We start from the raw sequence: 12,023 nt of genomic DNA, 5'->3' as shown, positions 1-12,023 counted from the left end.
TTCATTTTTAGTATGGCAACGCTCAAGCATATCGCCTCTAAAAACTCGGACTACACCGCCATCGAAGCGTACCTCGTTTACCAGCACGATGCGTTCACTGGAAAGCAACTTCTGGATGAACAAGGCAGACCGAAGCTGCGAGAATCGTACATCCTCGATACCCTTGAGTGCGGCGATTTCTCATTTGCAATGGCCTGTCTGCTGGCAAACCGCAAGTATTGCAAGAACACCCAGCATGGTGATATCAAAAGCCACCAGTATATCATCAGCTTTGACCCACGCGATGCAGCCGACAACGGCTTGACCATGGAAAAGGCACAGGCACTTGGCCTGAAATTCTGCGAAGAAAACTTCCCCGGTCATCCCGCCATCGTCTGCACCCACCCGGATGGGCACAACCATTCGGGAAACATCCATGTCCACATCGTGATCGGCAGCGTCCGAATGCGCGAGGTGGAACGCAAGCCCTATATGCAGAAGCCCCGCGACTGGCGCGAGGGTATGAAGCACTCCAGCACAGCCCAGACCATGCGGCACTTGCGTGTCGAGGTCATGGAGCTGTGCGAGGGTGCCGGACTGTACCAGATTGACCTGCTCAACGGCTCGAAGGAGCGTGTCAGCGAGGCCGAATATTGGGCGCGCAGGCGTGGCCAGTTGAAACTTGACCGTGAAAACGCAGCCCTTACCGCAGCCGGACAGCAGACAACACAAACGAAGTTTGAAACCTCAAAGAAAACCTTGCGGAGACAGATCTCGGATGTGCTGGACACCGCAATGAGCTTTGAAGATTTTTCGGCGAAGCTCATGCAGCAGTACGGCATCACGGTCAAGGAAAGCCGTGGACAGCTTAGCTATCTGCCTGCTGGCAGAACAAAGTTCATCCGGGCAAGACATCTCGGTGACAAGTTCGATAAGGCAGCAGTGCTTGCCACGTTGCAGGCAAACACCGAGCGCAAACCCAAGGCGCAGTTCAAGCAGGATACCATCGGGAAACTGATCGACATCCAGTCGAGGATGACCGATGGCAAAGGCACCGGCTATAAGCGTTGGCTCACGAAACACAATCTCAAAGTTATGGCACAGACCGTAAATCTTCTGCAGGAAAAGGGCTTGACCGACGAGGACGCTCTAAACCAGCGCATCGCTGAACTGGAAACCAAGTATCACGACGCACTGGCGGTGGTGAAAGACCTTGAAGGTCGCATGAAAGCCAACAATGAGCTGCGCTATCAGGTCGCAGCCTACGCCAGCACTAAGAGCGTCGCACAGCAGCTAAAGACCGCCAAACGACCCGCAGCCTTTGAGGAGCAGCACCGTGCAGAGCTGACAGCATACCGGGTGGCAGCAGCCTATTTCAAGGCAAGCAACATCACCAAGCTGCCCAGCCCGAAAGAGTTGGAAGCCGAGTATGCGCAGCTGGCATCCGAAAAGGCAAAGTTCTACGAGCAGTACAAGGAAGCTAAGGAAGAACTGCTCAAACTGAAAACCGCAAAGCAGAATGTTGCGTCCTTTTTCCGGGAGGAAAAACCGGCGCAGCAGGAGAGATAAAGGAGTGTGCGTATGATCAATCTGAAAATCGACCCGGAGTTCCAGTCCCAGATTCCCCCTCTGACCGATGATGAATTCAAGCAGCTTGAAGAAAATATCCTCAAAGAGGGCAAGCTGCTCTCTCCTTTGATCGTGTGGAACAACACCCTTGTTGATGGACACAACCGTTATGCGATTCTTCAGAAGCACCCCGAAATCTGCTTTTCTACCATGCCGCTCCGCTTTGCAAATCGTGAGGAAGCACTCGCCTGGATTTGCAAGAATCAGCTGGGGCGGCGCAATCTTTCCCCCGAACAAAAGCGTTACCTGCTGGGGAAGCAGTACGAATCTGAAAAGAAAGCCGAGAAAATCTTTCACGGCAATCAGTACACTTTAGCAAAGAAAAGTGGTGGGTCTCACGATGATACCCACCACTCCGGCAAGAAAACCTGCGACCGGATTGCAGAGGAAAACGGTGTCAGCCGTGCCTCCGTTCTTCGTGCCAGCCACTATACACGAGGCATCGACATCGCAGATAATCTCTCTCCCGGCATCAAGCAGAAAGTCTTTTCCGGTGAGGTGAAGTTCACCAACGATGAAATGTCCAAACTTGTGCAGAGCAGTCCCGACAAGCGGCAGGACGTGTTCGCCGAGATCATGCACCCGGAGATCACGAAAGCGATGGAAGCTGCTGACGCAGAACCCAACGCCGACACTCCGGTTCCGATGCCCACAGCCGACCCGGAACAGTTCAAGACTTATCAAGTCCCGGACGAGTTCATGCGGGTCTACAAAACCTTGAGCACAGCCACTGAAATGATGAAGAACACATGGAAGCGAGTGCTCAAGAACAATCAGAGCTATCTCTCCGACCCGGAAAAGCAGAAAGTTCTCCGTTTTGCGATGCAGCGTCCTGCCCTCTATCTGAATGAGCTGGAAGCCTGCATGGAACAGATTCTCGCTGAAACCCTTGAAGAAACTGAAAAGACCGCATAACGACAGGCACTTGTAAGCCATCAATGAGCCACCAGCCGCAAGTGCAGGGTGGAAAACTTCCGCGCCCTTGCGCCTGATAAAAATTGGAACTTTGATTTTCTCGCCCGACTTTGCCACGGTGGGACGATCAAAGGAGCGTGCGTTTGAACAAAAAGAAAAAGTCCACAAACACTTCCCCCTACCCCGATGAAGTCATTGACCGTCTAGCACGGGCGTTCTACCCGGCCATCCTTGCCTGCTGGAACAGCGAGGAAGGCCAGCGGGAGTTTGCCGCATGGCAGGCGGAACAGGCTCATCACACTACCAGCAAAGAGAAACAGAGCGTTCCCGACGGGGAACGCCCTGTTGTACATATCGCTATCGTATGTGGTCTTTGGCAGGGTGCGTCCGCAGGGCGCACCCTGTTTTTTGTTTTGCCCTTAATCTTCTAACCCATGGCTCCCGGCCACATTCTTCAAATATTCTTCCGGATCGCCATTCAGAATCAAATCAGCATAGCCAAGCGGGTCATTGTAGATGAGGTAGTCCAGTTCCGTCCTCTGCGCCATGGTCACGTCCAATTCATCCTCGACCCCAGTGCAGTCAATGGAGATCATTCTCCCATCCCGGAGCAGCAGCTCCACGCAGCCGGTGTCCATGTTGAATTTGCAGGTTCTTTCATCGTACTTCATACTCGTGTCCTTTCTACCTTACGGCACTCTTACCGTGGTCTGTCGCGCTTTTTTTGTGATAAGGTCTAGGACGTTTTTCGATGGAAGCAAGGGATTCGTTCTGTTTTCCGAAGAATACAAAAAATCCGAACCCTTCTCCTATTGGAAAAAAGTTCGGATTTTGTTGATGTGGTGCACCTCCAGGGACTCGAACCCTGGGCCCACTGATTAAGAGTCAGTTGCTCTACCAACTGAGCTAGAGGTGCATATTATCAGAATGCGGTTTCTTCATTCTGATAACTCAAGTCGGCGACTACCTATTTTCACGCGCCGTTTCCAGCGAACTATCTTCGGCACAAGTGAGCTTAACTTCTGTGTTCGGAATGGGAACAGGTGGAACCTCACCGTCATTGACACCGACCGATCTGACTGGCCTAGTATACCATAACTGGTCTACTTTGTCCAGTGTTTCTTAGAAGGACGTGCCTTCAAAACTGAATAATCACTGCTTACATTTTTTCGTTGACTCTTGAGAGTCTCAAGCGAATTGTGGTCAAGCCCTCGACCTATTAGTACACGCTTGCTGAATGGATCGCTCCACTTACACATCGTGCCTATCAACCTTGTAGTCTTCAAGGGGTCTTACTTGTTTGAAACAATGGGATATCTTATCTTTGGGTCGGCTTCACGCTTAGATGCTTTCAGCGTTTATCCGATCCGTACATAGTTGCCCAGCTATGCTCTTGGCAGAACAACTGGTGCGCCAGGTACGTCCGCTCCGGTCCTCTCGTACTAGGAACAGCTCCCATCAAATATCCTGCGCCCACGACAGATAGGGACCGAACTGTCTCACGACGTTCTGAACCCAGCTCGCGTACCGCTTTAATTGGCGAACAGCCAAACCCTTGGGACCGAATACAGCCCCAGGATGCGATGAGCCGACATCGAGGTGCCAAACCTCCCCGTCGATGTGGACTCTTGGGGGAGATCAGCCTGTTATCCCCAGGGTAACTTTTATCCGTTGAGCGATGGCATTTCCACTCACATACCACCGGATCACTAACTCCAACTTTCGTTACTGCTCGACCCGTCAGTCTCGCAGTTAGGCTCGCTTCTGCGTTTGCACTCTTTTGCTTGATTTCCGTTCAAGCTGAGCGAACCTTTGAACGCCTCCGTTACTCTTTAGGAGGCGACCGCCCCAGTCAAACTGCCCACCTAACAATGTCCCCCGCCTTGATTCAAAGGCGCAGGTTAGAATTCCAATATCGCAAGGATGGTATCCCAACGGCCTCTCCACAAGCGCCAAAGCACCTGCTTCCCAGAGTCCCATCTATCCTGTGCATGCAACATCGAAACCCAATATTAGGCTACAGTAAAGCTCCATGGGGTCTTTCCGTCTTGTCGCGGGTAACCGGCATCTTCACCGGTACTACAATTTCGCCGGGCGGGCTGTTGAGACAGTGCCCAAATCATTACGCCTTTCATGCGGGTCAGAACTTACCTGACAAGGAATTTCGCTACCTTAGGACCGTTATAGTTACGGCCGCCGTTCACTGGGGCTTCGATTCAATGCTTGCACATCTCCTCTTAACCTTCCAGCACCGGGCAGGCGTCAGCTCGTATACGTCATCTTTCGATTTAGCACAAACCTGTGTTTTTGGTAAACAGTTGCTTGGGCCGATTCTCTGCGGCTGCATTGCTGCAGCACCCCTTCTCCCGAAGTTACGGGGTCAATTTGCCGAGTTCCTTAACAACCCTTCTCCCGTTGGCCTTAGAATCTTCTTCCTACCTACCTGTGTCGGTTTGCGGTACGGGCACCGCAGAAATACACACAGCTTTTCTCGCCATCTTCCATCTCGGACTTCGGTACTAACTTCCCTCGATCGCTACCGGAACCAACACCCGGCTCCGAGACTTCATATGTGTCCCTGTGTTTAACTCTTTTGGTGGTGACGGAATCTCTACCGTCTGTGCATCGGCTACGCCGTTAGGCCTCACCTTAGCTCCCGACTGACCTGGAGCGGACGAACCTTCCTCCAGAAACCTGAGGCTTTCGGCCATGCAGATTCTCACTGCATTCGCGCTACTCATTCCGGCATTCTCACTTCTATACACTCCACAGCCGCTTACGCTACTGTTTCACCGCGTATACAACGCTCCCCTACCCAATACATTGCTGTATTGCCTAAGCTTCGGTGTCAGGTTTAGCCCCGTTAAATTCTCCGCGCAAAGACGCTCGACCAGTGAGCTATTACGCACTCTTTGAATGAGTGGCTGCTTCTGAGCCAACATCCTGGTTGTCTGCGTATCTTCACATCGTTTTCCACTTAACCTGACTTTGGGACCTTAGCTGTAGATCTGGGCTGTTTCCCTTTTGACAATGACATTTATCTGACACTGTCTGACTCCCAAGCATCAATACTCTGGCATTCTGAGTTTGATAAGCTTCGCTAACCTCTCGGCCGCTAGGCTATTCAGTGCTTTACCTCCAGGTATCTAACTTGAGGCTAGTCCTAAAACTATTTCGGGGAGAACCAGCTATCTCCGGGTTCGATTGGAATTTCTCCGCTACCCACAGTTCATCCGCCGCCTTTTCAACGGAGGTCGGTTCGGTCCTCCATGGAATTTTACTTCCACTTCAACCTGACCATGGGTAGGTCACCCGGTTTCGGGCCCATTATATGCAACTTAACGCCCTTTTCAAACTCGCTTTCGCTTCGGCTCCAGACCTTAAGTCCTTAACCTTGCTGCATACAATCGCTCGCCGGACCGTTCTACAAAAAGTACCCTATCACGCATTGACGCGCTCTAGGTGCTTGTAGGCACAGGGTTTCAGGTTCTCTTTCACTCCCCTCCCGGGGTGCTTTTCACCTTTCCTTCACAGTACTATACGCTATCGGTCACTGGGTAGTATTTAGGGTTGGAGGGTGGTCCCCCCGTATTCCGACCAGGTTTCACGTGTCTGGCCGTACTCTGGAATTCGCTCGGCTCTTGTCGTTTTCACCTACGTGGTTCTCACACTCTCTGACCGGCCTTCCCATGCCGTTCGGTTAACAACTTAAGTCCTAAATGCGCTCCGTACCCCGAAAGTATTTCTACTCTCGGTTTGCCCTCTTCCGCGTTCGCTCGCCACTACTTACGGAATCTCGTTTGATGTCTCTTCCTCGCCCTACTTAGATGTTTCAGTTCAGGCGGTTCCCTCGATATACCTATTTTAAAGTTCAGTATAACGTACCTGAGTATGAACCCAGGTGAGTTTCCTCATTCAGAAATCTCCGGATCAATGCTTATTTGCAGCTCCCCGAAGCTTATCGCAGCTTATCACGTCTTTCATCGGCTCCCAGTGCCAAGGCATTCGCCCTGCGCCCTTGTTCGCTTGACCTTTCAAACGTTCTCTTGGAACATTTGGTATCCTCTTGATTCTCTCTTGCCAACGAAGATTATTGTTACCCTTCCTTTTGAAATTGTAATATTTCTTAAAAAGAACTTACTATAATCTTTGTTTCGCAGTTATTATTCAGTTTTCAAGGTACGTCTTTGAAGGTTCTTTCGAGCTTTCGCTCTTCAGGGCCCTCAAAATCGAACAATATCTACTCTACTCGTTTAAACCTGTCCAAGGACTGTCCATCTTTTGATGTCCTGTCCTTGCCTGACTCCTTAGAAAGGAGGTGATCCAGCCGCAGGTTCTCCTACGGCTACCTTGTTACGACTTCACCCCAATCACCAGTTTTACCTTCGGCGGCGTCCTCCTTGCGGTTAGACTACCGACTTCGGGTCCCCCCGGCTCTCATGGTGTGACGGGCGGTGTGTACAAGGCCCGGGAACGTATTCACCGTGGCATGCTGATCACGATTACTAGCAATTCCGACTTCGTGCAGGCGAGTTGCAGCCTGCAGTCCGAACTGGGACGTTGTTTCTGAGTTTTGCTCCACCTCGCGGTCTTGCTTCTCTTTGTTTAACGCCATTGTAGTACGTGTGTAGCCCAAGTCATAAAGGGCATGATGATTTGACGTCATCCCCACCTTCCTCCGTTTTGTCAACGGCAGTCTGGCCAGAGTCCTCTTGCGTAGTAACTGACCATAAGGGTTGCGCTCGTTGCGGGACTTAACCCAACATCTCACGACACGAGCTGACGACAACCATGCACCACCTGTCTCCTTGCTCCGAAGAGAAAACATATTTCTATGCCTGTCAAGGGATGTCAAGACTTGGTAAGGTTCTTCGCGTTGCGTCGAATTAAACCACATACTCCACTGCTTGTGCGGGCCCCCGTCAATTCCTTTGAGTTTCAACCTTGCGGTCGTACTCCCCAGGTGGATTACTTATTGTGTTAACTGCGGCACTGAAGGGGTCAATCCTCCAACACCTAGTAATCATCGTTTACGGTGTGGACTACCAGGGTATCTAATCCTGTTTGCTACCCACACTTTCGAGCCTCAGCGTCAGTTGGTGCCCAGTAGGCCGCCTTCGCCACTGGTGTTCCTCCCGATATCTACGCATTCCACCGCTACACCGGGAATTCCGCCTACCTCTGCACTACTCAAGAAAAACAGTTTTGAAAGCAGTTTATGGGTTGAGCCCATAGATTTCACTTCCAACTTGTCTTCCCGCCTGCGCTCCCTTTACACCCAGTAATTCCGGACAACGCTTGTGACCTACGTTTTACCGCGGCTGCTGGCACGTAGTTAGCCGTCACTTCCTTGTTGGGTACCGTCATTATCTTCCCCAACAACAGGAGTTTACAATCCGAAGACCTTCTTCCTCCACGCGGCGTCGCTGCATCAGGGTTTCCCCCATTGTGCAATATTCCCCACTGCTGCCTCCCGTAGGAGTCTGGGCCGTGTCTCAGTCCCAATGTGGCCGTTCAACCTCTCAGTCCGGCTACCGATCGTCGCCTTGGTGGGCCGTTACCTCACCAACTAGCTAATCGGACGCGAGGCCATCTCAAAGCGGATTGCTCCTTTTCCCTCTGCTCGATGCCGAGCCGTGGGCTTATGCGGTATTAGCAGTCGTTTCCAACTGTTGTCCCCCTCTTTGAGGCAGATTCCTCACGCGTTACTCACCCGTTCGCCACTCGCTCGAGAAAGCAAGCTCTCTCTCGCTCGTTCGACTTGCATGTGTTAGGCGCGCCGCCAGCGTTCGTCCTGAGCCAGGATCAAACTCTTTATAAATGATATTTATCACTTAAAAGTGTTAAATCTTGTTCGCTCAGCACGCAATCGCTTGCGTCCTGTGTGAATTACTTTTGGAATTGTTTTAAGTGTTTTTCCAAACACATAAAGGTTCCTTACAAGTTTTTCGATATTGTTCAATTTTCAAGGTCCTGTAGCGCCTCAGCCTTGCGGCTGACGACCTGCTTATTGTACCACCGAAGTGGTTTTTTGTCAAGCCTTATTTTTTAGAAGCTTTTGAACTTTCTGAACTTGGGCACTCAAGAAGTTTCTCAGAACAAACTGGAACTTTTTCAGCGTCTATTGGTTCTTTTCAAGGGCTTCCTGCTGTGGCTCCGGAAGTCATTCTTTTGCCTCAGCGCTTGGCGCTCAAGTATAATACCACACCCCCGCCTCCTTGTCAACACTTTTTGACAGATTTTTTCCAATTTCTTTGCGATTTCTTTTGGAGGAGAGAAAGTCCCTCAATCGGAACGCCCCTTCTCTGTCATCGCTGCACACACTTGCGTATCGGCGGCGGGTGCGCTATTATATATTATAATACATTATATTGTGCCGTGGAGGAGGGCTTTGTTTATGATACTCACCGTTAACATCGGCAACACCCATATCACTGTGGGCGGCTATGAACAGGACACGCTCCGATTCTGTGGGCGGCTGCATTCTGATATGGATGCAACGGTGGATGAATACGCCATTCGTCTGGTGAATCTTCTCTCACTGCATGGTGCCACCCCCGACCAGATCGAGGGCGGCATTCTGGGCAGCGTTGTCCCGGTGCTGAGCGGGCGGGTGCTTTCGGCGCTGCATATCCTGTGCAAAGCCCGCATCCTGACAGTAGGGCCGGGCCTGAAAAGCGGCATCAAACTGCGGCTGGACAATCCCGCCCAGCTGGGTGCCGAACTTTTGTGCGGTGCCGTTGCCGCGCTGTCAGAGTGTTCCGGGCCGCTGGTAGTAATCTCTGCCGATACTGCCATTTCCATGATGGCTGTCAATGCAAAGCAGGAGCTTGTGGGTGGAGTGATCCTGCCCGGGCCGCAGCTTTCACTGAGCGCACTGGTAAAGAACACCGCCCAGCTGCCGCAGATCGACCTTGCCGCAAAGGCTCCTGCGTCCATTCTGGGCAAGAGCACCTCTTCCTGCCTGCAGAACGGCTTTGTGCTGGGCACCGCCAGCCTGCTGGATGGTCTGGCTGAGCGTTTCTGTGCTGAGCTTGGCCCGCAGACCGCCTTCTACGCCACCGGCAGCCTGCCCGCCGCCATCCGGGAAGCCTGCCGCACCCCCATTCTATACCGGGAGACCCTTATCACAGACGGATTGTACCGCATCTGGATAAAAAACAAAAAGGGATAGCTCCATTTCGCCCGGATGAACGGCAGGCCTCTTGTTAGACATTCCTACGGGTTAGGAACCGCGGGCTAAGCAACCGCCCGCTGGGCTGATTGCTTGCCCTGCTACGCAGGGCCTGACGGGTTGCGTTTGCTGATTTTTCTGCAGCTCCTTGGCAGGGCTTTGAAAAACCAGAACGCGGCCCCAACAACTCCTCCCTGTTTCAGCCGCTGGCTGCGGTCGTCGTCGTTGCTGTTCGAATCCTCCCGGCGCACTGTAAATCGCAGCCTGTTGTTAGACATTCCTACGGGTTGGGAACCGCGGGCTAAGCAAAGCCGCACTGTGGCTTTGCTTGCCCTGCTGCGCAGGGCCTGACGGGTTGCGTTTGCTGATTTTTCTGCAGCTCCTTGGCAGGGCTTTGAAAAACCAGAACGCGGCCCCAACAACTCCTCCCTGTTTCAGCCGCTGGCTGCGGTCGTCGTCGTTGCTGTTCGAATCCTCCCGGCGCACTGTAAATCGCAGCCTGTTGTTAGACATTCCTACGGGTTGGGAACCGCGGGCTAAGCAAAGCCGCACTGTGGCTTTGCTTGCGGCACTGCGCGCCGCCGCCCTGTTCGAATCCTCTCCGGCGCACCAAAAAAGAAAAACCAGAACACGGATGTGTTCTGGTTTTTCTTGGTGCGACCGGGAGGATTCGAACCTCTGGCCTTCCGGGTCGGAGCCGAACGCTCTATCCAGCTGAGCTACGATCGCATACATTGACCTGTCGGTGTAATGTAGTATAGCACAGCCGCACAAAAAAATCAAACCTGAAATGTCGAAGCCATCTTGCAAAAGATGCACCGGTCCATATAATAGAGATGTGCCCCGGTGTGCGCGGGCACGGTTTTGTTTAGGATAAAGGAAAAAAAGAGAGTATGAGTTCGAATACCAAAACGCTGACCGAAGGGCCTCTGGCAAAGCAGATCCTTCTGGTCAGCCTGCCGCTGGCATTCTCCAACCTGCTGCAGGTGCTGTTCAACATGTCGGACGTGGCCGTGGTAGGCCGGTTTGCAGGTTCTACAGCGCTGGGTGCCGTGGGTTCCACCAGCATCCTTGTCAGCTTGTTCACCGGCTTCCTAATCGGCCTGAGCGGCGGCATCAACGTGCTGGTGGCCCGTTTTTACGGCGCACGCCATGCCGGCGATGTGGAAAAGACGGTGCACTCAGCAGCCATCGTCAGCCTGATCGCGGGTGTGGTGCTGCTGTTCGTGGGCCTGCTGGGCTCCCCCTTCATGCTGCGGCTGCTGAACACCAAAGAGGACCTGCTTCCCGGTGCCATTCTGTATCTGCGGGTGTACTTTCTGGGCATGCCTGCTCTGGCCCTGTACAACTTTGGCAACGCCGTGTTCAGTGCCATCGGCGATACCAAAAAGCCGCTGATTTACCTTTCCATTGCAGGCGCGCTGAACATCCTGCTGAACCTGTTTTTCGTCATCGTGTGCCAGCTGAGCGTGGTGGGCGTGGCGCTGGCCAGTGCCATCTCCCAGTGTGTTTCGGCCGGGCTCATCCTGCGCGCCCTGACCCGGGTGCAGGACTGCTACGTGCTGGACACCCACAAGCTGCACCTTGACCCTGACCTGACCCGGAGCATTCTGGGGCTTGGCCTGCCTGCTGGGTTCCAGAACGCCATCTTTGCCATTGCGAACCTGTTCATTCAGGCAGGCGTCAATTCCTTCGACTCCCTCATGGTCAAGGGCAACAGCGCCGCCGCCAATGCGGACGCCATGATCTACGACTGCATGGCCGCGTTCTACATGGCCTGTGCAAGCTTTATGAGCCAGAACTACGGTGCCGGCAAGCCGGACCGCGTGAAAAAAAGCTTCTTCATCAGTCTGGCTTACTCCTTTGGTGTCGGCCTGATCCTGGGCGGGAGCCTGTTCTTCTTCGGACGCAGCTTCCTTGCCCTGTTCACCACCGAGAGCGCCGTCATTGACGCAGGCATGAAGCGTGTGCGCGTGATGGGCCTTGCCTACTGCATCTCCGCCTTTATGGACTGCACCATTGCCGCGTCCCGCGGACTGGGCAAGACGATCGTGCCTACCATCATCGTAGTGATGGGCTCCTGCGTGTTCCGGGTCATCTGGGTCTACACCATCTTTGCCCATTTCCACACCATTCCCTCGCTGTATGCGCTGTACCCCTGCAGCTGGGCGCTGACCGCCGCCGCAGAGATCGTGTACTACGCGCACTGCTACCGGGAAGCCATGAAGATCTTCCATCACCCCAAAGCGGAGCAGCTTCCAGATGCTCTGTAACACAAGAATCGGCAGCCTGCGGGCTGCCGGTTCTTGTTGTTTTATGAGGATCT

Annotated in this window: 6 protein-coding genes, 2 tRNA genes and 3 rRNA genes; 5 read left to right on the top strand and 6 right to left on the bottom strand. The window is 53.0% G+C overall.

The genetic code is table 11. The features are described 5' to 3' along the window. Positions 1–12 precede the first annotated feature (12 nt). From ACKXF7_RS04800 to ACKXF7_RS04790, 3 genes are all read left to right on the top strand, one after another. Complete coding sequence (locus ACKXF7_RS04800; RefSeq protein WP_423742290.1) at positions 13–1,548, top strand: relaxase/mobilization nuclease domain-containing protein; 1,536 nt, start codon at positions 13–15, stop codon at positions 1,546–1,548. Between the two features lie 12 nt (positions 1,549–1,560). Beyond that, the gene (locus ACKXF7_RS04795) at positions 1,561–2,523 is read left to right on the top strand and encodes a hypothetical protein (RefSeq protein WP_423742289.1); all 963 of its coding nucleotides are present in this window, start codon (positions 1,561–1,563) and stop codon (positions 2,521–2,523) included. A gap of 137 nt (positions 2,524–2,660) precedes the next feature. Next, a complete protein-coding gene (locus ACKXF7_RS04790; protein WP_418265150.1) occupies positions 2,661–2,954 on the top strand; it encodes a transposase in 294 nt (97 codons plus the stop codon). Here the strand turns inward: ACKXF7_RS04790 and ACKXF7_RS04785 are convergent. The 5 genes from ACKXF7_RS04785 to ACKXF7_RS04765 all read right to left on the bottom strand — a co-directional run bounded on the left by ACKXF7_RS04785 (position 2,943) and on the right by ACKXF7_RS04765 (position 8,344). Continuing rightward, positions 2,943–3,194, bottom strand: a complete 252-nt coding sequence (locus ACKXF7_RS04785; RefSeq protein WP_423742288.1) for a DUF6061 family protein — start codon at positions 3,192–3,194, stop codon at positions 2,943–2,945. The two genes, ACKXF7_RS04790 and ACKXF7_RS04785, sit on opposite strands and share 12 nt — an antisense overlap. Before the next feature lie 169 nt (positions 3,195–3,363). Then, positions 3,364–3,439 (bottom strand) — tRNA-Lys (locus tag ACKXF7_RS04780). 38 nt (positions 3,440–3,477) lie between these two features. Next, positions 3,478–3,594 (bottom strand): 5S ribosomal RNA (gene rrf / locus ACKXF7_RS04775). A 128-nt stretch (positions 3,595–3,722) separates the two neighbouring features. Then, positions 3,723–6,555: ribosomal RNA gene (locus tag ACKXF7_RS04770) — 23S ribosomal RNA — on the bottom strand. A 279-nt stretch (positions 6,556–6,834) separates the two neighbouring features. After that, positions 6,835–8,344, bottom strand: a 16S ribosomal RNA gene (locus ACKXF7_RS04765). The 16S, 23S and 5S rRNA genes sit together here with 1 tRNA gene alongside, the layout of an rRNA operon. Before the next feature lie 576 nt (positions 8,345–8,920). On the opposite strand from ACKXF7_RS04765, the gene ACKXF7_RS04760 reads away from it, so the two are divergent. Beyond that, positions 8,921–9,697 (top strand): type III pantothenate kinase, encoded by a 777-nt coding sequence (locus tag ACKXF7_RS04760; RefSeq protein WP_423742287.1) that lies wholly within the window; start codon positions 8,921–8,923, stop codon positions 9,695–9,697. Between the two features lie 652 nt (positions 9,698–10,349). On the opposite strand, the gene ACKXF7_RS04755 is transcribed toward ACKXF7_RS04760, so the two are convergent. Next, positions 10,350–10,426: transfer RNA gene (locus ACKXF7_RS04755), tRNA-Arg, on the bottom strand. 164 nt (positions 10,427–10,590) lie between these two features. On the opposite strand from ACKXF7_RS04755, the gene ACKXF7_RS04750 reads away from it, so the two are divergent. Then, positions 10,591–11,970, top strand: coding sequence for an MATE family efflux transporter (locus ACKXF7_RS04750; protein ID WP_423742286.1), 1,380 nt, complete (start codon positions 10,591–10,593; stop codon positions 11,968–11,970). The last annotated feature ends 53 nt before the right edge of the window (positions 11,971–12,023 follow it).

It is taken from the genome of Faecalibacterium sp. 7, assembly GCF_049562865.1.
In the GTDB taxonomy this organism is placed as follows: domain Bacteria; phylum Bacillota; class Clostridia; order Oscillospirales; family Ruminococcaceae; genus Faecalibacterium; species Faecalibacterium wellingii.
The sequence above is the reverse complement of the archived record's forward strand: the minus strand, read 5'-3'. Positions and strand labels throughout refer to the sequence as shown.